Genomic DNA, 21,229 nt, shown 5'->3' on the forward strand with positions numbered 1-21,229 from the left:
AGCCGCTCAGCGCAGCGGCACAGGGTACGTTGCCGGGCTCACATTGCCATCCTTGTCGACCGCCTGCACCCCAAAGTAATAATTATCCTTCGACAGCGGCACCCGCGCCTCGGTGACGTTGCCGACGAACCGGCTGCCCTGCCAGGTTGCCGCGTCCGTCGCGCGCCACACGATGCGGTAGCCGGCCAGGTCCGGCTCGCCGTTCGCCTTCCACACCAGCGCCGTGTCGTTCTCCAGTTGCGCCGTGCGCACCTGTACCTGCTGCGGCGCGGCCGGCGCCAGCGCCAGCGTGGCCAGCGCGGCCGCGTTCACGCGCGCCACCCTGGCGATATAGTTGTAGTCGTTATACTCCGGCATGTCGCCGATCACCACGCCGTTTTCCGTGCGCACGTTCTGGTGCTGGTGGTTGAAGTCTTCCGCCGGCTCGGTGAAACGCAGCGCCGCATAGCCGCGCTCCAGAAAAGGCATGTGGTCGCCGCCGCGCAGGTAACGGTCCCGGCGCTGGATCACATTGACCTTGAAGTCCTGCACGTAGCGCTCGCCCTGCTCTTTCACGTGGCGCGCCAGCTGGCGCGAAATGGAATCGTTCTCGCCGCCGGTCTGGATCAGCGTCCGGTTCGCCTCGCTCGCTTCCTTCTCCACCGGCAAGCCCTCGGCAAACAGGCGCACCGATTTGTCGTCCACCTTGCCGTGCTCGTCGCGCGAGCTGCCGATGATGTCGTTGGTGAACATGCCGGCGATGTTGAGCTTCTTCTGCCTGGCCTGCTCGGCCCAGTGCGCCGCGCCCAGCAAGCCCTGCTCTTCGGCTGCCACCGTCATGAACACCAGGGTGGCATCGAACTGGTACTTCGACATCACGCAAGCCATCTCCATCACGGCCGCCGTGCCGGAAGCGTCGTCGTTGGCGCCGGGCGCGGCGCCGGTGGCGTCCATCACGTCGGTGTTGCGCGAGTCATAGTGGCCGCTGACCACGTAGATGCGCTCTTTCGCGGCGTCCTGCGTGCCGGGCAAGGTGGCCACCACGTTGACGATCTCGGTCGGGCGGCTGATGCGGCGCGACACGGGCGCCACGTGGCTGTCGAACGCGACCTGCAGCCGGCCGCCGTTCTGCGCGTTGCAGCGCTCGAACTCGCTCTTGATCCAGCGCCGCGCGGCACCGATGCCCACGGTGTCGGATTCGGTGGCGGACATGGTGTGGCGGGTCTGGAAGGAGACCAGCTTGCGCACCGTCGCTTCGATGCGCTGCGGCGAGATTTCACGCACGATCTTGTCGATATCCGGATGGTGGCGGGCGGTGTCGGGCGTGGTGCCGATGGTGGCGGCAGCCAGCAAAACGAGGGGCAGATGAGCCATGGGTGCAGGTCCTGTAGGGTGACAGGCTGCGATCTTCTCATGAAGCGCCGGCGCGGCGGACTGGAATTTTGTATCGCAAAGTACAGCGGGCGCAAGCCCCGCCATGGCACGGCGGGGCCTGGTCAGGCGTAATGCTTATTTCTTGGCGGACTGCGCAGCGGCGGGCGCGCCGGCCGCCTTGTCGGCTTTTTCAGCCTTGCCAGCGGGCTTGGCGGCGGCACCGTCGCGCGGCTTGCCGTTCACCTGCAGGCCGGCTTCGGACAGCTTGACCGCGTTTTTCTCGCCCACGCCCTTCACGCGCTTTTCAAAATCGGCCCAGTCCTTGAACTCGCCGCCTTTGCTGCGCTCCTCCAGTATGGCCTTGGACTTGGCCGGGCCGATGCCCTTGACGGCGTCCAGCGCGGCCGCGTCGGCCTTGTTGACGTCTACCTGTGCGAATGCGAAACCCATCGTCGCCACCAGCGCGGCGACTGCCATCAACAGTTTCTTCATCATGTTTTTCTCCATCAGGTGGGATAGCGCAGCGGGGTTCCGCCACGCCAGCCGTTAACGCAGGCTGGCCGATGTGGTTGACATGACAATGTTAGATAAAAATCAAATCCCGCTGCCGTGCATGGCGCCGGTTGCGTCCTGCGCCAGCCAGGCGTTGCCGCTGTTGGCCAGGAAGGCCGGCGCCTCGGCGCCCTTGAGCATGGCGATGGTGGCGCAGGCACCGGCGGCCACCGCCAGCGGCGCCAGCACGCTGACCGAGCGCCAGGCCGTTACCGGGTAGCCGGTGGCGGGATCGAGGATGTGGCAATAGCGCTTGCGGTCCACCACGATATAGCGCTCGTAGTCGCCGGAGGTGGCCAGCGCGCCGCTGCTGACGGCGATGGACGCCATGGTGCGCTCTTCCCGGCGCGGGTCCTGGATGCCGATGGACCACGGGCTGCCGTCCGGCTGCGGGCCCAGCACGCGCATGTCGCCGCCCAGGTTCACATAGCCGTGGCGCACGCCCAGCGTCTGCAGGATGGCGGCGGCACGGTCGGCCGCGTATTCCTTGCCGAAGCCGCCGAAATCGAGTTCCATGCCGGCCAGCGGCAGGCGCACGCCGCTACCCGGCCGTTCCACGCGGAGCCAGCCCGTCAGGGCCAGCAGCGGGGCCAGTTCGTCCGCTTTGGGCACGCGCGGCACCCGGAAGTTCCAGGCCTTGCGCAGCACGCCGGTGGTGATGTCGAACAGACCGCCGCTCAGCTCGTACAGCTGGCCGGCGTAGTGCAGCAGGGCAAGCGTTTCGCTGTCCAGCTCCACCACCGGGCCGCCGGCCGCGGCGTTGATGGTGCTGGTCACGCTGTCGGGCCGGTAGCGCGAATACTTGGTTTCGATGCGGCGCACTTCGGCAATGGCCGGCGCGGCCAGCGCGCGCGCCTCGGCTTCCCCGGCGGCGGGCAGCAGCACCTGGCACGGGCTGGCCATGGCCTGGAATTCGACGGTGAACATGGCCTGCATGGCGCCGCCCTTAGCCGAACAGTTCCTCGCGCGTGACGGTGGCCGTGCCCAGCTTGCCGACCACGATGCCGCCCGCGCGGTTGGCGGTCTGCACCGCCTCGTTCCAGCCCGCGCCCGCGCCCAGCATGGCCGCCATGGTGGCGATCACGGTGTCGCCGGCGCCGGACACGTCGAACACTTCGCGCGCGTCGGCCGGGGTGTGGAACACGTCCTGCTCGGTGTACAGGGTCATGCCTTCTTCGGAACGGGTCAGCAGCAGCGCGTCCAGGCGCAGCTCGCGGCGCAGGTTCTGCGCCTTGGCCGTGAGCTGCTCTTCGCTGCTCCAGCCGCCGGCAATGTGGCGGAACTCGGATTTGTTCGGGGTCAGCACGGTGGCGCCGGCGTAGCGCGTGAAGTCGTCGCCTTTCGGGTCCACCATCACCACCTTGCCGGCCGCGCGGCCTGCCGCCACCATGTCGGCCACGTTGACCAGGCTGCCCTTGGCATAGTCGGACAGGATGATCACGTCGTAGTCGGCCAGCAGCGCCTTGTACTGCATCAGCTTGTTGCGCAGCACGGTGTCGCTGGGCGGCTCTTCGAAGTCGATGCGCAGCATCTGCTGCTGGCGGCCGATGACGCGCAGCTTGATGATGGTGGAGATGGCTTCGTCGCGCTTGAGGTAGCTGTGGATGCCGCCGCCGTGCAGCAGCTGCTCGACCTGGTCGCCCGCCTCGTCGGCGCCCACCACGCCCAGCAGGCCGGCGTGCGCGCCCAGGGCGGCCGCGTTGCGCGCCACGTTGGCGGCGCCGCCCAGGCGCGCTTCGCGCTTGTCCACGCGCACGATGGGCACCGGCGCTTCGGGGGAAATGCGGCTGACGTCGCCGAACCAGTAGCGGTCCAGCATGACGTCGCCGACCACGAGGATGCGCACTTTGTCCAGCGCGGGGGATTGGAAAGTCGTTACAGCAGTGCTCATGGCGGTCTCTCAGGGTCGCGGCACGCTCGGCGGGTTACGGCCTTTGGCCTAACCCGCCCTACGATGCTCCGTGGCAGGGCCGTAGGGCGGGTTAGCGCAGCGTAACCCGCCAGCGCATCAATTCATTACGTTCAGTTCTTCCGTGCGGCGCGGCGGGTAGGATTCCCACTTGCTGCAGCCCGGGCAATGCCAGTAGTACTGGCGTGCCTTGAAGCCGCAATGGCCGCACTGGTAGCGCGCCAGCTTCTGCGTGTAGCCATGCACCAGGCCCTTCACCATCGACAGTTCCGACAGCAGCTCGGCCGGCGCGTCCATCATGCGCGCTTCCAGCAGCTTGTCCAGGCCCAGCAGGGTCGGCGTGCGGCGCAGTTCGTCGCTCACCAGCTGCTTGGCCGCGCCCACGCCGTCCAGCTCGATCACCGCCTTGAACACCACTTCCAGCAGGTCGATCGACGAGGCCTGCTCCAGGTAGGACTTGAGCAGCGACACGCCTTCCTGCGGCCGGCCGACCTTCCTGTAGCCGTCCATCAGGCGCTGCGCCACCAGGGCCACGTGCGGCACGCTTTGCTGCTCCACGCGGCGCCAGGTGTTCAGCGCTGCTTCCACGTCGCCCTGCATCAGCTGCGCGTCGCCCACCAGGATGGTGGCGCGCACGCTGGTGCGGTCGGCCTGCAAGGCCTGCTCCAGCAGCTGCAGCGCCTCGTCGGGATGGATGTGGACCAGTGCATCCTGCGCCATTTCGCAGTAGAACTGCGAAATTTCCTTCTGGCGCACGCCGGCGCCCGTGTCCTGCAGGCCGGTGGCGGCCTCGATCGCGCGCGGCCACTCCTTCTCGCGCTGGAAGATCTCCAGCAGCGAGCGGCGCGCCTGCACGCCATAGGAGGTGTCCACCAGGCGTTTGAAGGTTTCCTCGGCGCGGTCCAGCAGGCCGGCCTTCAGGTAGTCCATGCCCAGCTCGTATTCGGCGTGCGCCTTTTGCTCGGGCGGCAAGTCCGGGCGCGCCAGCAGGTTCTGGTGCACGCGGATGGCGCGCTCGGTTTCGCCGCGGCGGCGGAACAGGTTGCCCAGCGCGAAGTGCATATCGGCTGTCTCCGGGTCCAGGCGCACGATCTCGATGAAGGCGTCGATGGCCTTGTCCGGCTGGTCGTTCAGCAGGAAGTTCAGGCCCTTGAAATAGCCGCGCGGCAGGCTGCGCGACTCGGACACCAGCTGGCGGATGTCCACCCGCGCGGCGACCCAGCCCAGGCCGAAGAAAATGGGCATGCCCAATAACCACCAGAGTTCGAATTCCATGCTTTTCTTAGGATTATTGTTGCGAGTTGATACTGTCCGGCTGCGGCTGGGCATTGACCTGCAGGGCCGAGGTTTGCAGCGTCTGGATCGTGGATTTTTGTTTGGTCGCTTCGCGCCGGTGGCGGAACACGGTAGGGGTGAGCGCGAGCACGCCGAGGAAGGCGCCGGCGGCAAAGAAGCCGAGCAGCATCAGCACCAGGGGGCCGCGTAATTCGTAATTCAGGAACAGGACCAGATTCACTTCCTGGGTGTTTTTCAAGGCGAAGCCGAAAAACAGCACAAACAGGATAAAACCAAAAACAGTGGAAACAATTTTCATTCGTCAGCTTCCCGTTTCAAAAAAAAACGGCATCCAGGGACGCCGCTCTTTTACATCAGCCGGAACAGGCTTGCACCCGCCCCGGCTACCGTCATGTAGACGCTTCAGTCCTCGATGATGGGTTGCCCCACCATCGCATCGACACGCTCGCGCAACTGCTTGCCCGGCTTGAAGTGCGGCACCCGTTTTTCGGGCACCATCACCTTGTCGCCGGACTTCGGATTGCGGCCGATGCGGGGCGGCCTGCTATTCAAAGCAAAGCTGCCGAAGCCGCGGATCTCGATGCGCTGGCCGCTCGCAAGCGCGCCGGTCATGGCATCGAGTATCGTCTTGACGGCGTACTCCGCATCCTTGGCCACCAGCTGAGAATAGCGCTCAGCCAGGCGGTTGATCAACTCGGACTTGGTCATCTACGTAGACTGACGCTAATTAGTTCTTGTTGTCGAACTTGGCTTTCAGCAGTGCGCCCAGGCTGGTGGTGCCCGAAGCGGCGCTGCTGTCGACCGATGCCATCTTCTGCATGGCTTCTGCAGTTTCAGCATTGTCTTTAGCTTTGATCGACAGCTGGATCGAACGTGCTTTGCGGTCGATGTTGATGACCAGCGCTTCCACGGAATCGCCCACCTTCAGGTGCGTACCGGCATCTTCCACGCGGTCGCGGGAGATTTCGGATGCGCGCAGGTAGCCTTCAACTTCTTCGGACAGCTGGATGACAGCGCCCTTAGGCTCAACCGACTTGACGGTACCGGTAACCAGTGCGCCCTTGTCGTTGATGGCTGCGAAGTTGTTGAACGGGTCGCCTTCCAGTTGCTTGACGCCCAGGGACACGCGCTCGCGCTCAACGTCGATGGCCAGAACCACGGCTTCCAGTTCGTCACCCTTCTTGAACTTGCGTACGGCTTCTTCGCCGGACTCGGTCCACGACAGGTCGGACAGGTGCACCAGGCCGTCGATGTTGCCGGCCAGGCCGATGAACACGCCGAAGTCGGTGATCGACTTGATGGCGCCACGGACTTTATCGCCCTTCTTGTGGGTTACGCCGAAGTCATCCCATGGGTTGGCTTTGCACTGCTTCATGCCCAGCGAAATACGACGACGCTCTTCGTCGATTTCCAGAACCATCACTTCTACTTCGTCGCCCAGCTGGACAACTTTGTTAGGAGCAACGTTCTTGTTGGTCCAGTCCATTTCGGAAACGTGTACCAGGCCTTCGATGCCCTGTTCCACTTCAACGAACGCGCCGTAGTCGGTCAGGTTCGTTACTTTACCGAACAGGCGGGTGCCTTGCGGGTAACGACGGGACAGACCGGTCCAAGGATCGTCGCCCAGCTGTTTCACGCCCAGGGACACGCGGTTCTTTTCCTGATCGTACTTCAGGACTTTCGCGGTGATCTCTTGGCCAACGGTCAGCACTTCCGATGGGTGACGCACACGACGCCATGCCAGGTCGGTGATGTGCAGCAGGCCGTCGATGCCGCCCAGGTCCACGAACGCGCCGTAGTCGGTGATGTTTTTCACAACGCCGGTCACCACGGTGCCTTCTTTCAGCGTTTCCATCAGTTTCTGACGCTCTTCGCCCATCGAAGCTTCGATGACGGCGCGGCGGGACAGAACGACGTTGTTACGCTTGCGGTCCAGTTTGATAACCTTGAATTCGAGGGTCTTGCCTTCGAATGGGGTGGTGTCTTTGACAGGACGGGTGTCCACCAGCGAACCTGGCAGGAACGCGCGGATGCCGTTGGTCAGAACGGTCAGGCCGCCCTTGACTTTGCCATTGACGGTACCGACGACGATTTCGCCGGATTCCATTGCTTTTTCCAGAGCCAGCCACGAAGCCAGACGCTTGGCTTTGTCGCGCGACAGGATGGTATCGCCGAAACCGTTTTCCAGCGATTCGATGGCCACGGAAACGAAGTCGCCTACTTTGACTTCCAGTTCGCCTTGGTCATTCTTGAATTCTTCAACAGGGATGAAAGCTTCCGATTTCAGGCCGGCGTTTACGATCACGAAGTTGTGATCCAGACGAACGACTTCAGCGGAGATCACTTCGCCGGAACGCATGTCCTGACGGGACAGGGATTCCTCGAAGAGGGCTGCGAAACTTTCCATATTAGACATAGTACTTCCAGGTTAGCCAGTAAGACCCGCACCATGCGGCTTCAACTGGGTTAGGGTTAATAAACTGCCAGGGCACTCAGAGCTTGCCCGGCAACCAACTATTTCCCGATGGCCGCATACCACTGCAACACCTGCGAAACCGCCTCATCGACGGTCATCTGCGAGGTATCGAGGACATGCGCCCCCTCTGCGGGGACCAGCGGCGCGATGGCCCGGTTTGTATCCCGGTCATCCCTTGCCTTCAAATCCATCAGGAGGTCTTCCATATTAGCAGAAAATCCCTTAGCTATCAATTGCTTATATCGGCGCTCCGCACGCGCCTGCACGCTGGCGGTCAAAAACACCTTCAATTGGGCGCCGGGGAAGATCACCGTGCCCATGTCGCGCCCGTCCGCCACCAGGCCGGGAGTCTTGCGAAAGCCCAGTTGCAGGCTGTACAGCGCCTGCCGGACGGCGGGGAATGCCGCGATTTTTGACGCCGTGTTGCCCACTTCTTCCTGCCGGATCGCGTCGGTGACGTTTTCATGCGACAGGAACACTGCCTCGCCCGTGAAACTGATGTGCAGGTGTTCGGCCAGCTTGGCCAGCGCGTGCTCGTCGGTCAGGCTGGTGTCGCGGCGGATAGCCTGCAGCGCGGTCAAACGGTAGAGCGCGCCCGAGTCCAGCAGATGGAAGCCGAGGTGGTCGGCAACCTTGTGTGCGACAGTGCCCTTGCCGGATGCGGTAGGACCGTCGATGGTGATGACAGGGATGTGGGTGGTCGGCATAGTTACTTTGCAATTGCGGCGAATGCGGCGAAATAATCAGGGAATGTCTTGGCCACGCATTTCGGGTCGTTAATACGGATAGTATTGCCCTTTCGCAACACGCCGTCCAGCGCAGCCAGCGAGAAGCACATGGCCATGCGGTGGTCGTCGTAGGTGTCGATGGCGGCCGTGCCGATCACGGCCGGCGGCGTCACCTTCAGGTAGTCGGCACCCTCCTCCACCTCGGCGCCCAGCTTGCGCAGCTCGGTGGCCATGGCGGCGATGCGGTCGGTTTCCTTCACGCGCCAGCTGGCGATATTGCGCAAGGTGGTGGTGCCGTCCGCGTACAGCGCGGCCACGGCGATGGTCATGGCCGCGTCCGGGATATGGTTGAAGTCCATGTCGACCGCCTTCAGCGGGCCGTTGCCCCTGGCTTCGATCCAGTTGTCGCCCATGGTGATCTGCACGCCCATCTGCTCCAGCGCTTCGGCAAAACGCACGTCGCCCTGGATCGAGTCGCGGCCCACGCCTTCCACGCGCACCGGACCGCCGCCGATGGCGCCGGCAGCCAGGAAGTAGGATGCGGACGAGGCGTCGCCTTCCACGTGGATCAGGCCCGGGCTCTGGTAACGCTGGCCGGCCTGCACGGTGAACGATGCCCAGCCGTCCTGCTCCACCGTCACGCCGAAGCGGCGCATCAGGTTCAGGGTAATCTGGATGTAGGGCTTGGAAATGAGCTCGCCCGCCACGTCTATGGTCACGGCGTGGCCCTGCGCCATCAGCGGCGCCACCATCAGCAGCGCGGTCAGGAACTGGCTGGACACGTCGCCGCGCACCGACAGGCGCTGGGCCGTCAGACTGCCCTTGCGGATGTGCAGCGGCGGGAAGCCGGGGTTGGCGGTGTAGTCGATACGGGCGCCGATGGCGTTCAGCGCGTCCACCAGGTCGCCGATCGGGCGCTCGTGCATGCGCGGCACGCCGTGCAGCGTGTAGTCGCCGCCGATCACGGCCAGCGCCGCCGTCAGCGGACGGATGGCGGTGCCGGCGTTGCCCATGAAGAGGTCGGCCGACGGCGCCAGCGTGACGCCCGCCGCGCCGCCCGCTCCCTGCACGGTGTGCATGGGGTAGCCGTCCATGGTGGGCTGCTCGCTCCACTGCACGCCCAGCGACCGCAGCGCGTTCAGCATCACGTGCGTGTCGTCGGAAGCCAGCAGGCCGCCGATGCGGGTTTCGCCTTCGGCCAGCGCGGCCAGCAGCAAGATGCGGTTGGAGATCGATTTCGACCCCGGCAGGCGCACCACGCCTTCAGCGTGGGCGACCGGCGCCAGGTCGATGTGTTCGGGGTATTGGGATTGATGCTGCGTCATGCCTGTCCTTTGTTTTGCCTGTGACTCGCTTATTCAGCCTTGTCTTGTGCGGGCGGCGCTTCGGCCGCCTCGATCGTCGCAATCCAGCGTTCGCGCGCATGGCGCGCGTTGCCGTACACCGCCTCCAGGGCGGCGCCGTCGCCGGCGGCCAGCTGCGCGCGCAGCGTGGTCAATTGTGCCAGATAGGCGTCCAGTTCCGTCAGCAGCGCGGCCTGGTTGGCCAGGCTGATGTCGCGCCACATTTCCGGCGACGAGCCGGCAATGCGCGTGAAATCGCGGAAGCCGCTGGCGGCGTACTGGAACAGCAGATCGGCGTGCGGCTTGTGGGCGATGTCGTCCACCAGTGCGTAAGCCAGCAAATGGGGCAAATGGCTGACGGCGGCGAACACCTTGTCGTGTTCCTCCGGCGAGAGGCGATGGATCACAGCGCCACAGGCACGCCAGGCGGCGGCCACCAGCTCCACGTCCGCGTCGGCGTTTTCGGCCAGCGGCGTGAGCACTACTTTCTTGCCTTGATACAGATTCGGTATGGCCGCGTCCGGGCCATTGGTTTCGCGTCCCGCGATGGGGTGGCCGGGCACGAAGCGGCCCAGCTTGTCGCCCAGCACGGCGCGCGCGGCGGCTGCCACGTCGGCCTTGGTGCTGCCCGCATCAGTGACCACGGTGCGCGGGCCCAGGTGCGGCAGCAGGGCCGCCAGGATGGCGCCGGTCTGCGCCACCGGGGCGGCCAGCAGCACCAGGTCGGCGTCCCGCATGGCGCTGGCCAGGTCGGCGCCAGCCTCGTCGATGATGCCCAGCTCCAGCGCCCGCTGCAGCGAGGCCGGCGAACGGTCCATGCCGACAATGCTGCGCGCGGCGCCGGCCTGCTTCAGGGCCCGCGCAAACGAGCCGCCGATCAGGCCGACGCCGAAAATAACGACTTTGTTTACTGCCTTATTCACGGTCCGACGCCAGCGCTTTCTGCAAAGCCGAGATCAGGATGGCGTTTTCCTGCGGCAGGCCGATGGAAATGCGCAGCCACTCCGGCAGGCCGTAGTTGCCCACCGGGCGCACGATCACGCCCTGCTTGAGCAGCGCCAGGTTGACGCGCGCGCCGGCGGCCAGGTCCTTGCCCACTTTCACCAGCACGAAATTGCCGTAGGACGGCACGTACTCCAGGCCCATTTGCTCGAACGCTTCCACGAATTGCTGATAGCCGGCGGCGTTGTTGCGCGCGCCCTGCTCCAGGAACTCCTTGTCGTTCAGCGCCGCGACGGCGGCCGCCTGCGCCAGCGAATTCACGTTGAACGGCTGGCGGATACGGTTCATCAGGTCGGTCAGCGCCGGCTGGGCGATGGCGAAGCCCACGCGCAGGCCGGCCAGGCCGTAAGCCTTGGAGAAGGTGCGCGAGACCAGCAGGTTCGGGTACTGCTTCACCCACGCTGCGGACTCGTACTGGTTTTCGGGCGACAGGTATTCGTTGTAGGCCTCGTCCAGCACCACCACCACGCTGACCGGAACCTTCTTCAGGAAGGCTTCGATGTCGGCGGCGCCGATGAACGTGCCGGTCGGGTTGTTCGGGTTGGCGATGAAAACCAAGCGGGTGTCCGCGTCGATGGCGGCCGCCATGGCGTCCAGGTCATGGCCGTAGTCCTTGGCTGGCACCACGATGGCGCGCGCGCCCAGGCCTTGCGTGGCCAGCGCGTACACCGCGAACGAGTACTGCGAGTAGACAATGGCCTGGCCTTTTTCCACGAAAGCGTGGGCGGCGATTTCCAGGATGTCGTTGCTGCCGTTGCCCAGGGTGATCCAGTCGGCCGGCACGTCGTAGCGCTCGGCCAGCGCGGCCTTCAGTTCGAAGCCGTTAGCGTCCGGGTAGCGGCCCAGGTCCGCAGCGGCGGCGGCCATGGCGGCCTTGGCCGATTCCGGTACGCCGAACGGGTTTTCGTTGGACGCGAGTTTGACGATGGACGCTTCGTCGAGGCCGAACTCGCGCGCCACTTCGGAGATGGGTTTGCCGGCCTGGTAGGGGGCGATGGCGCGGACGTATTCAGGACCGAAATTCTTGGACATAGTAATTCTCGTGTGAAGTAAAGTTCAGGTCAAAGGTCAGGTCAAAGGTCAGGTCAGACTCACCGGGTAAGAACCCAGCACCTTGAAGAATGCGGCCTGGTCTTTCAATTCCGCCAGGGCCTGTGCGACCGCCGCGTCGTTCACATGGCCGTCCACGTCGACATAGAAGTAGTACTCCCAGGTGCCGATGCGGGCCGGGCGGGATTCGAAGCGCGTCATCGACACGCCGTGTTTGGCCAACGGCGCCAGCAGTTGGTACACCGCACCGGCCTTGTTCGGCACGGCCAGCACCAGCGAGGTGTGGTCCTTACCGGAAGGCAGCGTCTGCAGATGGCCAATGACGGCGAAACGGGTGCGGTTGTGCGGGTCGTCCTGGATGTGACCCTTGACCACGCCCAGCTTGTACTGCGTGCCCGCCATTTCGCTGGCGATGGCCGCTACGCTCGCGTCCTCGCCGGCCATGCGCGCCGCTTCGGCGTTGGAGGCGACTGCGCGCCGTTCGATGTTGGGGTAGTTCTGGTTCAGCCACACCTGGCACTGCGCCAGTGCCTGCGAATGGGCGCAGATCACCTGCACCCCGTCCATATTGCCGGTCTTGGTCATCAGGCTGTGGTGCACGGCGATGGCCACTTCGCCGCTGATCAGGGTGGTGGTGCCCAGCATCAGGTCCAGCGTGCGGTTGATGGCGCCTTCGGAGGAGTTCTCCACCGGCACCACGCCGAAATCGGCGGTGCCGGCTTCGGTGGCGCGGAACACTTCGTCGATCGAGGCGCACGGCAAGCCTTCGACGGCGCTGCCGAACTGCTGGTACACGGCCTGCTCGCTGAAGGTGCCCACCGGGCCCAGGTAGGCCACGGTGACGCGCTTTTCCAGCGCGCGGCAGGCCGACATGATTTCGCGGAAGATGGTCTGCACGTCGGTGGCGACCATGGGGCCGGGGTTGCGGTCGGCCACGCCGCGCAGCACCTGGGCTTCGCGCTCGGGGCGGAACACCGGCGCGTTGGTCTCGGCCTTGACGTGGCCGACTTCCTGCGCCACCTTGGCGCGCTGGTTCAACAATGCGAGGATCTGGGCGTCGATCGCGTCGATCTGCTCGCGCAGGGGTTTGAGTTTATCGTTCATGAAGGTTGCCTTAGCGGCCGGCACTCAGCGGCCGGCGAATTCGTTCAAGTAGTCGACGAGGGCTTGCACGCCCTCGATAGGCATGGCGTTGTAAATGGATGCACGCATGCCGCCGACGGACTTGTGGCCCTTCAGCTGCAACAGGCCGCGCGCTTTGGCGCCGGCCAGGAATGCTTCGTTCCTGCTTTCGTCGCGCAGGTAGAACGGTACGTTCATGCGCGAACGGTATTGCGGCTGGACGCGATTCTGGTAGAAGTCGTCCGCATCGAGCGCGGCGTACAGCAGCGCTGCTTTTTCTTTGTTGCGGCGTTCCATCTCGGCCACGCCGCCCTGGCGCTTGAGCCACTGGAACACCAGGCCGGCAATGTAGATGCCGTAGGTGGGCGGCGTGTTGTACATGGATTCGTTGTCGGCCACGTTCTTGAAGTCGAACGCGGACGGGCAGAACGGCAAGGCCTTGCCGATCAGGTCTTCGCGCACGATCACCACGGTGACGCCGGCCGGGCCGATGTTCTTTTGCGCGCCGCCGAATATCAGGCCGTACTTGGCCACGTCCACGGGACGCGACAGGATGTGCGAGGACATGTCGGCCACCAAAGTCGTATCGCCCTGCGCGGTCGGCACGAAGTCGATTTCCACGCCGTCGATGGTCTCGTTGGTGCACAGGTGCAGATAGGCCGCGCCCGGCGTGAGCTGCCACTCGGACTGCGGCGGCACGAAGCTGTAGTGGTTGTCGCTGGCGCTGGCGGCCACGTTCACCCTGGCGTAGCGCGCCGCTTCCTTGATGGACTTGCTGGACCAGGAGCCGGTCTGCACGAAGTCGATGGTGGCGTCGGCGCTGCCGGCCAGGTTCATCGGGATGACGGCGTTCTGCGACAAGCCGCCGCCCTGCATGAACAGGATCTTGTAGTTGTCCGGCACCGCCAGCAGCTCGCGCAGGTCGCGCTCGGCGGCGCGGTAGATCGAAATGAACTCGGGGCCCCGGTGGCTCATTTCCATGACGGACATTCCACTGCCGTTCCAGTCCAGCATTTCAGCGGCAGCCTGGGCCAGCACTTCTTTCGGCAGCACGGCCGGGCCGGCGGAGAAATTGTAGATATTCGTCACGTTTCGTTCCTTATTTCTTGGCGATGTTGGCAGTCACTTCCTCGATCACCTTGCCCATGCGCGGCACGATGATTTTCTGGCTGAGCGCCATGGACTCCTGCATGACCTTCGGCATGGTGGCCAGCGTCTTGGCGCCCACCGGGCTGCGGTAGAAGGCCAGCAGCTGGCGCATTTCATCGGCGGTGTAGTTGCGCGCGTAGATGGCGGCGGTTTCGCGTTCGAAGTCGTCCAGCAGGGCCGGATCGCTGAACAGCTTCTGGATCGCTGCCATCATGCCGGGAATGGCTTTTTCCAGGTCGGCCTGGGCGGCTTTTTTCTCGGCCGCGCTCATGTTCTTGCCTTTGTTTTCCAGCATGGAATCGGTCATGGCGCGCAGCATCTGCGGCAGCTGCGCCGACATGTGCTGCATGGAGGCCTGCATCAGGCTGCGCGCGTTGATCGCGTCCATCAGCTGCTTGGCTGCGGCCGTGGATTCAGCGGTGGCGGTGTCGGCCGGCGCGGCGCTCTGCGCGGCGGCGGGGACTTGGGAAAACGCCAGGGCGGCGGCCAGCAGTGCAACGATTTTCTTCACAGAATTCCTTTTGAAATGTAAAACGGGGGCAATGTCATTGTCGCATTATTCTGCGAACACGACACTGCCCCCGCTGCGGCAGGTGACGGCTTGCGCCTAACCCGCCCTACGCTGCTGCTTACTCCGGTGCCGCTTCCGGCTCGTCCGGTGCAGCCGGGGCATCGGCAACCGCGCCGCCGGATGGTTCCAGTTCCACCTCGTCGATGTCGGTTTCCACGATGCGCTGCAGGCCGGACAGCTTGGTGCCGTCTTCCACCGCGATCAGGGTCACGCCTTGCGTGGCGCGGCCCATTTCGCGGATCTCCGCCACGCGGGTGCGGATCAGCACGCCGCCGGTGGTGATCAGCATGATCTCGTCGGTCGGCTCAACCAGGGTCGCCGCCACCACCTTGCCGTTACGCTCGGAAGTCTGGATGGCGATCATGCCCTTGGTGCCGCGGCCGTGGCGGGTGTACTCGGTGATCGGGGTACGCTTGCCGAAACCGTTCTCGGTGGCCGTGAGCACGGACTGCTGCTCGTTCTCGGCCACCAGCAGCGCGATCACGTTCTGGCCTTCTTCCAGGTTCATGCCGCGCACGCCGCGCGCCGTGCGGCCCATCGGGCGCACGTCGTTCTCGTCGAAACGCACGGCCTTGCCGGCGTCGGAGAACAGCATCACGTCGTGCTGGCCGTCGGTCAGCGCGGCGCCGATCAGGAAGTCGCCCTCGTCCAGGTCGACCGCGATGATGCCGGCCTTGCGCGGGTTGCTGAAGTCCTTCAGCGGGGTCTTCTTCACGGTGCCCAGGCTGGTGGACATGAAGACGTAGTGGTCTTCCGGGAAGGTGCGGTTTTCGCCCGACAGCGGCAGCACCACGGTGATCTTCTCGTCGTCCTGCAGCGGGAACATGTTCACGATAGGCTTGCCGCGCGAGGCGCGCGAGCCTTGCGGCACTTCCCACACCTTCAGCCAGTACATGCGGCCGCGGTTGGAGAAGCACAGGATATAGTCGTGCGTATTGGCGATGAACAGCTGGTCGATCCAGTCCTCGTCCTTGGTGGCCATGGCCTGCTTGCCGCGCCCGCCGCGCTTTTGCGCGCGGTATTCGGAGATCGGCTGCGACTTCATGTAGCCCAGGTGGGACAGGGTCACCACCATGTCCTGCGGCGTGATCAGGTCTTCGGTGCCCAGGTCGGTGGCGTTGTGCTCGATGGTGGAGCGGCGCTCGTCCTTGCTGCCGTATTCCAGCTGCGCGGCGGTCATCTCGTCGGTGATGATGGTGGTCACGCGGGACGGCTTGGACAGGATGTCCAGCAGGTCGGCGATCAGCGCCATCACGTCTTTGTATTCGTTGACGATCTTGTCCTGTTCCAGGCCGGTCAGGCGCTGCAGGCGCATCTGCAGGATTTCCTGCGCCTGGTCGTCGGACAGCTTGTACAGGCCGTCCGGCTGCAAGCCGTAGTGCCTCGGCAGGTGCTCGGGACGGAAGGCCTCAATACCGGCCTGGCCTTCGTCGCCGGTGCGCGCCAGCATCTCGCGCACGATGGACGAATCCCAGCCGCGTTCCATCAGGGCGGTTTTCGCCACCGGCGGCGTTGGCGCGGCCTTGATGATGGCGATGAAATCGTCGATATTGGCCAGCGCAACGGCCAGGCCTTCCAGCACGTGGCCGCGTTCGCGCGCCTTGCGCAGCTCGAACACGGTGCGGCGCGTGACCACTTCGCGGCGGTGCGACAGGAAGCACTGCAGCATCTCTTTCAGGTTCAGCAGCTTCGGCTGGCCATCGACCAGCGCCACCATGTTCATGCCGAAGGTGTCTTGCAGCTGGGTCTGCTTGTACAGGTTGTTCAGCACCACTTCCGGCACTTCGCCGCGCTTCAGCTCGATCACCACGCGCATGCCCGACTTGTCCGACTCGTCGCGGATGTCGGAAATGCCTTCCAGCTTCTTGTCGCGCACGTTTTCCGCGATGCGTTCCAGCAGCGACTTCTTGTTCACTTGGTACGGCAGCTCGTCAACGATGATGGCGGTGCGGCCGCCGTCCTTGCCGTACTCTTCGTAGTGGGTCTTGGCGCGCATCACCACGCGGCCGCGGCCGGTGCGGTAGCCGTCGCGCACGCCGGACACGCCGTAGATGATGCCGGCGGTCGGGAAGTCCGGCGCCGGGATGAGTTCGATCAGCTCGTCGATCGAGCAATCCGGGTTGCGCAGCACGTGCAGCGCGCCGTTGATCACTTCGGTCAGGTTGTGCGGCGGGATGTTGGTCGCCATGCCCACCGCGATACCGGACGAACCGTTGATCAGCAGGTTGGGGATGCGGGTCGGCAGGACGGTCGGCTCTTTTTCCTTGCCGTCGTAGTTCGGTGCGAAGTCGACCGTGTCCTTGTCGATGTCGGCCAGCATTTCGCCGGCGATCTTGTCCAGGCGGCACTCGGTGTAACGCATCGCGGCGGCGTTGTCGCCGTCGACCGAACCGAAGTTGCCCTGGCCGTCGACCAGCATGTAGCGCAGCGAGAAGTCCTGCGCCATGCGCACCAGCGTGTCGTAAATCGAGGCGTCGCCGTGCGGGTGGTATTTACCCATGACTTCGCCGACCACGCGCGCGCATTTGACGTAAGGGCGGTTCCAGACATTGTTCAGTTCGTGCATCCCGAACAGGACGCGGCGGTGTACCGGCTTCAGGCCGTCGCGCGCATCCGGCAAGGCACGGCCTACGATCACGCTCATGGCGTAATCGAGGTAGCTCTTGCGCATCTCTTCTTCGAGGGAAATTGGGATTGTTTCTTTTGCGAATTGATCCATGGGTGGGTTCGTCTGTTCTTTACTGAGGTTGACTTATCTGTTACGCACGCTGACCGTGATTACCCGCTGTCCGCAGACAAGCGTACGATTTTAGCATGCGCGCCATGGCTGCTGCGCAATTCCGGCGCCGGGCCGGCAGAGCGCGGCCGGCGGCGGACCTCATCCATGTCATTGGGATGAAATAATGAAACGTTATTATTTCGGCCGACGTTGCGCAAAAACAACATTTTGGTCGATTGCGGCCCGGATTCAGTTTGCGCTGTTCGTATTCCGTTCCGATGCCTATGGCAAAATGGACGAGAAGTTAATTGCTTGTTTCGCAATCGGGAACCGGCGCGACATAGGGGCATATGGTAGGATGCGCCCCACGTACCAACGTCGCGCAGTTTTTCTGCGGATATCACCCCGAAAGGAAGAAAAAATATGAATAAATATGTTGCATCGATTTTTGCTGCGTCGGCAGTGTTTGCTGGTTCTGCCATGGCCCAGCAGCCAACCACCCCGCCTTTCGCGCCAGTGACCCAGGACATCAAAGCCCCCACGCCAAAGAGCGCCTACGTGCAAGACGCACGCGGCGTGATCGCCCGTGACCCGTTCGGCCTGTGCTGGCGCACCGGCTACTGGACCCCGGCTGACGCCGTGCCAGGCTGCGATCTGCCGATCTGCGTAGAACCGGAGAAGCTGGAAAACGGCAAGTGCGTCGCACCGCCGCCACCAGCGGCCCCAGCGCCTACCCCAGCACCAGCAGCCACCCCGGCACCGGCCCCAGCGCCTGCGCCGACGTCGGAAAAAGTCAGCTTCGCAGCCGACGCCTTCTTCGACTTCGACAAAGCCGTGCTGAAGCCTGAAGGCAAAGCCAAGCTGGACGACCTGAGCTCGAAACTGGGCGCGATCAACCTGGAAGTCATCATCGCCGTGGGCCACACCGACTCCGTGGGCACCGATGAATACAACCAGAAGCTGTCGATCAAGCGTTCGGAAGCCGTGAAAGCTTACCTGGTGTCCAAAGGCGTGGAAGCGAACCGCGTGTACACCGAAGGTAAAGGCGAGAAGCAGCCAGTGGACGACAACAAGACCGCCGCCGGCCGCGCTAAAAACCGCCGCGTGGAAATCGAAGTTGTGGGCACCCGCAGCAAGTAATTCGTACTAAGCAACATCGCTCAAGCCGCCCGGTTCGCACCGGGCGGTTTTTTTCGCCCGCGCTTTGCTATGCGCTGCGGCGGCGGCGCGCAATCAGGCCAATCAGGCCCAGGCCGCCCAGCAGCATGCCGTAGGTGGCCGGCTCCGGCACCGGCGACAGCGGATCGAGCAGCACCACCTTGCAGGTGAAGGTGAACATGTCGTCGCAGGCAGTGGCCAGGATCTGGCCCTGGTCGTTGATGCCGTTGGCGCTGTCGAGCAGCAGGCCCAGGCTGGGGTCAATCAGCGAGTTCAGGTCCACCATGGCGCCGTTCTCGTACAGGAAGGCGTGGAACTGGAAGTTTCTGTTGGCGGCAGAAAAGCCCACCACCTGGTTCAGGCTGTTGATGGCCTTGGCCGAACTCCAGCTTCGGCCGCCGCCCGATGTGTACAGCGCGCCCAGGTCGGTCATCTGGCCGTTGTTCCAGGTGTAGGCATAGATGTGGTCGCCCCCGTCCATGCCGGCCATGCCGACCACCGTGCCCTGCTCGCTGATATCTTCCACGAACACGCCCTCATGGGCCGGGCCGGCGCCGAAGGTCGTCATCGCGCCGTTCTGGTAGACGAAGCCGTCGCGGGTGACGTGCCCCTCTTCATCCGTCACGTCCACTGTGCCGGCCACCACGCCGCTGTCGTTGATGGCGCTGGCGGAGCCAGACCGGGTGGACAGCACTTGCGTCTGGCCGTTGCTGAAGATGGCCGCGTTGGAGCGGCCGCCGTTGTTGACCGAGCCTACCGCCACGCCGTGGTTGTTGACCCCGGCCGCAGCGCTGCCAGCTGCGCCGATTTCCGTGGCCACGCCGTTTTGCCACAGCGCCGCCTTACCGCCCAGACTGCCGGCCACCACGCCATTGTCGTTCAGGCCGGCGAAATACACTGAGCTGCCAGGCTGCGCCACCGTGCTGGCAGCGCCGCCCGTGTAAAGGAAGGACGTCCACGCGTAGCCCGCGTCGTAGCCCACCGTGCCGGCCACCTCGCCCCTATTGTTCAGATAAGGACCGGTGTTGAAGTTATAAGAGGTGGTCACGCCAATGTCGGTGACCTTGTACTTGATTTCGGCCTGCGCCAGCAGCGGCGCGGCCAGCAGGGGCAACAGGAGCAAAGCTTTGTGCAACATCATGGATCTCCATGGGAGGTTAAAGGGCCTCCATGCTAAACCGCATAATTGCCTTTTAAACTATATTTTATTATTTGCACTTTTGTGACATTCAGTGAATTGTGCGGCACAGTTGATGGGGTAGGCTGCTCCCTGCAGGGGCTTGGCCCCGCAAATTGTTGCGCGCGCGCTTTGGCGCCGGGCAAAATCCCGCTATCATGCGGATATGAATGCCGACCCTCTAGAAATCCAAAAATTTAGCGAACTGGCCCACCGCTGGTGGGACCCCACGTCCGAATTCCGCCCCCTGCACGAGATCAATCCGCTGCGCCTGGAATGGATCAACGCGCGCGCCCCGCTGGCGGGCAAGAACGTGATCGACATCGGCTGCGGCGGCGGCATCCTGGCCGAATCCATGGCGCGTAAAGGTGCCAAGGTAACCGGCATCGACCTGTCGGAAAAGGCCCTCAAGGTAGCCGACCTGCACAGCCTGGAAACCGGCGTGCAGGTGCGCTACAAGCTGATTGCCGCCGAGGACATGGCCGCGCAGGAAGCTGGACAGTACGACGTGGTGACCTGCATGGAAATGCTGGAGCACGTGCCCGACCCGGGCGCCATCGTGCGCGCCGCCGCCACCCTGGTGAAGCCGGGCGGCCACGTGTTCTTCTCCACGCTGAACCGCAACCCGAAGTCCTACCTGTTTGCCGTGATCGGCGCCGAGTACGTGCTGCGCATGCTGCCGCGCGGCACGCACGATTACGCCAAGTTCATCACGCCGGCCGAACTGTCGCAGTACGTGCGCAGCGCCGGCCTGCAGGTAGACGGCCTGAAGGGCCTGGGCTACAACCCGCTCAGCAAGATCTATTCGCTGAACGACGACACCAGCGTCAACTACATGGTCGCCACCAGCCGGGTCGACTGACACTCCAACCACAGGCGGCTGCGGCCGCCATCTGACCGCCCCATTCATGAGCCACCCTGCCCCCTTGTCCGTTCCGCGCGCCGTCCTGTTCGACCTGGACGGCACGCTGGCCGATACCGCGCCCGACCTGGCCGCCGCCGTCAACCTGCTGCGCAGCGCGCGCGGGCTGGACGCCACGCCCTACGAGCTGCTGCGTCCCACGGCCTCGGCCGGCGCGCGCGGCATGATAGGTGCGTCCTTCGGCCTGACGCCGCAGGACACCGGCTTCGATGAACTGAAAAACGGCTTCTTCGACAACTACGAAGCCGCCATCGCCGTCCACAGCACGCTGTTCGACGGCGTGCCGGCATTGCTGGCCGGGCTGGAAGCGGCCGGCGTGGCCTGGGGCATCGTCACCAACAAGCCGTCCCGTTTCACCGACCCGCTGCTGCCGCAGATCGGCCTGGGGCACGCCGGCTGCGTCATTTCCGGCGACACCACCGCGCACGCCAAGCCGCATCCGGCGCCGCTGCTGGAAGCGGCGCGCCGCCTGGCCCTGCCGCCCGAGGCGTGCTGGTACGTGGGCGACGACCTGCGCGACATCCAGGCCGGCCAGGCCGCCGGCATGCTTACCGTGGCGTGCGCCTGGGGCTATTGCGGCGCCACCGAACCGGCCGACTGGAACGCCGACCATGTATTGGCGACACCTCAAGCTTTGTTGCAACTTGTGCAAACAGTGTTGGCTGCACGCGCCGCCAGCGCGCTCGCAGCCTGATAGATTGT

At 64.4% G+C, this 21,229-nt stretch carries 21 protein-coding genes; 3 read left to right on the forward strand and 18 right to left on the reverse strand.

Annotation, left to right across the window (positions count from 1 at the left end; all coding sequences use genetic code 11):
- Nucleotides 1–6: 6 nt before the first annotated feature.
- The 17 genes from ASC94_RS25900 to ASC94_RS33045 all read right to left on the reverse strand — a co-directional run bounded on the left by ASC94_RS25900 (nt 7) and on the right by ASC94_RS33045 (nt 17,752).
- Nucleotides 7–1,353, reverse strand: coding sequence for a M28 family peptidase (locus ASC94_RS25900; protein ID WP_056402951.1), 1,347 nt, complete (start codon nt 1,351–1,353; stop codon nt 7–9).
- Nucleotides 1,354–1,488: 135 nt separating this feature from the next.
- Nucleotides 1,489–1,848, reverse strand: a complete 360-nt coding sequence (locus ASC94_RS25905) for a helix-hairpin-helix domain-containing protein (protein WP_056402954.1) — start codon at nt 1,846–1,848, stop codon at nt 1,489–1,491.
- Between the two features lie 99 nt (nt 1,849–1,947).
- The gene (locus ASC94_RS25910) at nt 1,948–2,841 is read right to left on the reverse strand and encodes an FAD:protein FMN transferase (protein ID WP_200955827.1); all 894 of its coding nucleotides are present in this window, start codon (nt 2,839–2,841) and stop codon (nt 1,948–1,950) included.
- 10 nt (nt 2,842–2,851) lie between these two features.
- On the reverse strand, nt 2,852–3,796 hold the full coding sequence (gene rfaE1 / locus ASC94_RS25915; protein WP_056402957.1) for a D-glycero-beta-D-manno-heptose-7-phosphate kinase: 945 nt from the start codon (nt 3,794–3,796) through the stop codon (nt 2,852–2,854).
- A gap of 117 nt (nt 3,797–3,913) precedes the next feature.
- Complete coding sequence (lapB, locus tag ASC94_RS25920; protein ID WP_056402960.1) at nt 3,914–5,089, reverse strand: lipopolysaccharide assembly protein LapB; 1,176 nt, start codon at nt 5,087–5,089, stop codon at nt 3,914–3,916.
- A gap of 13 nt (nt 5,090–5,102) precedes the next feature.
- A complete protein-coding gene (locus ASC94_RS25925; RefSeq protein WP_056402963.1) occupies nt 5,103–5,408 on the reverse strand; it encodes a lipopolysaccharide assembly LapA domain-containing protein in 306 nt (101 codons plus the stop codon).
- 104 nt (nt 5,409–5,512) lie between these two features.
- Complete coding sequence (locus ASC94_RS25930; RefSeq protein ID WP_050408958.1) at nt 5,513–5,818, reverse strand: integration host factor subunit beta; 306 nt, start codon at nt 5,816–5,818, stop codon at nt 5,513–5,515.
- Between the two features lie 19 nt (nt 5,819–5,837).
- Entirely contained in the window at nt 5,838–7,517 is a 1,680-nt protein-coding gene (gene rpsA, locus ASC94_RS25935; protein ID WP_056402965.1) for a 30S ribosomal protein S1, read from the reverse strand.
- A 107-nt stretch (nt 7,518–7,624) separates the two neighbouring features.
- Nucleotides 7,625–8,293, reverse strand: coding sequence for a (d)CMP kinase (gene cmk, locus ASC94_RS25940; RefSeq protein WP_056402967.1), 669 nt, complete (start codon nt 8,291–8,293; stop codon nt 7,625–7,627).
- A gap of 2 nt (nt 8,294–8,295) precedes the next feature.
- Entirely contained in the window at nt 8,296–9,639 is a 1,344-nt protein-coding gene (gene aroA, locus ASC94_RS25945; RefSeq protein WP_056402970.1) for a 3-phosphoshikimate 1-carboxyvinyltransferase, read from the reverse strand.
- 29 nt (nt 9,640–9,668) lie between these two features.
- On the reverse strand, nt 9,669–10,580 hold the full coding sequence (locus tag ASC94_RS25950) for a prephenate dehydrogenase/arogenate dehydrogenase family protein (protein WP_056402973.1): 912 nt from the start codon (nt 10,578–10,580) through the stop codon (nt 9,669–9,671).
- The gene (gene hisC, locus ASC94_RS25955; RefSeq protein ID WP_056402975.1) at nt 10,573–11,691 is read right to left on the reverse strand and encodes a histidinol-phosphate transaminase; all 1,119 of its coding nucleotides are present in this window, start codon (nt 11,689–11,691) and stop codon (nt 10,573–10,575) included. The genes ASC94_RS25950 and hisC overlap by 8 nt, the downstream gene beginning before the upstream one ends.
- Before the next feature lie 48 nt (nt 11,692–11,739).
- Nucleotides 11,740–12,813 (reverse strand): prephenate dehydratase, encoded by a 1,074-nt coding sequence (pheA, locus tag ASC94_RS25960; RefSeq protein WP_056402981.1) that lies wholly within the window; start codon nt 12,811–12,813, stop codon nt 11,740–11,742.
- A gap of 24 nt (nt 12,814–12,837) precedes the next feature.
- Nucleotides 12,838–13,920 (reverse strand): 3-phosphoserine/phosphohydroxythreonine transaminase, encoded by a 1,083-nt coding sequence (serC, locus tag ASC94_RS25965; RefSeq protein ID WP_056402985.1) that lies wholly within the window; start codon nt 13,918–13,920, stop codon nt 12,838–12,840.
- Between the two features lie 10 nt (nt 13,921–13,930).
- A complete protein-coding gene (locus ASC94_RS25970) occupies nt 13,931–14,491 on the reverse strand; it encodes a DUF2059 domain-containing protein (RefSeq protein ID WP_056402988.1) in 561 nt (186 codons plus the stop codon).
- A gap of 118 nt (nt 14,492–14,609) precedes the next feature.
- A complete protein-coding gene (gyrA, locus tag ASC94_RS25975) occupies nt 14,610–17,270 on the reverse strand; it encodes a DNA gyrase subunit A (RefSeq protein WP_056402992.1) in 2,661 nt (886 codons plus the stop codon).
- Between the two features lie 59 nt (nt 17,271–17,329).
- Nucleotides 17,330–17,752 (reverse strand): hypothetical protein, encoded by a 423-nt coding sequence (locus tag ASC94_RS33045; protein ID WP_162251452.1) that lies wholly within the window; start codon nt 17,750–17,752, stop codon nt 17,330–17,332.
- Here ASC94_RS33045 and ompA point away from each other — a divergent pair.
- Nucleotides 17,694–18,410 carry an outer membrane protein OmpA gene (gene ompA / locus ASC94_RS25980; protein ID WP_056402997.1) on the forward strand — a complete coding sequence of 239 codons (717 nt, stop codon included), beginning with the start codon at nt 17,694–17,696 and terminating at the stop codon, nt 18,408–18,410. The genes ASC94_RS33045 and ompA overlap by 59 nt on opposite strands.
- A gap of 67 nt (nt 18,411–18,477) precedes the next feature.
- Here the strand turns inward: ompA and ASC94_RS25985 are convergent, their stop codons facing one another.
- Nucleotides 18,478–19,569, reverse strand: a complete 1,092-nt coding sequence (locus tag ASC94_RS25985) for a PEP-CTERM sorting domain-containing protein (protein WP_056402999.1) — start codon at nt 19,567–19,569, stop codon at nt 18,478–18,480.
- A 202-nt stretch (nt 19,570–19,771) separates the two neighbouring features.
- Between ASC94_RS25985 and ubiG the strand changes: the two genes are divergently transcribed.
- Both ubiG and ASC94_RS25995 read left to right on the forward strand, forming a co-directional pair.
- Complete coding sequence (gene ubiG, locus ASC94_RS25990; protein ID WP_056403002.1) at nt 19,772–20,467, forward strand: bifunctional 2-polyprenyl-6-hydroxyphenol methylase/3-demethylubiquinol 3-O-methyltransferase UbiG; 696 nt, start codon at nt 19,772–19,774, stop codon at nt 20,465–20,467.
- Nucleotides 20,468–20,513: 46 nt separating this feature from the next.
- Nucleotides 20,514–21,221, forward strand: a complete 708-nt coding sequence (locus ASC94_RS25995) for an HAD family hydrolase (protein WP_056403005.1) — start codon at nt 20,514–20,516, stop codon at nt 21,219–21,221.
- Nucleotides 21,222–21,229: the final 8 nt, after the last annotated feature.

This window comes from Massilia sp. Root418 (assembly GCF_001425265.1).
Lineage (GTDB): Bacteria > Pseudomonadota > Gammaproteobacteria > Burkholderiales > Burkholderiaceae_D > Rugamonas.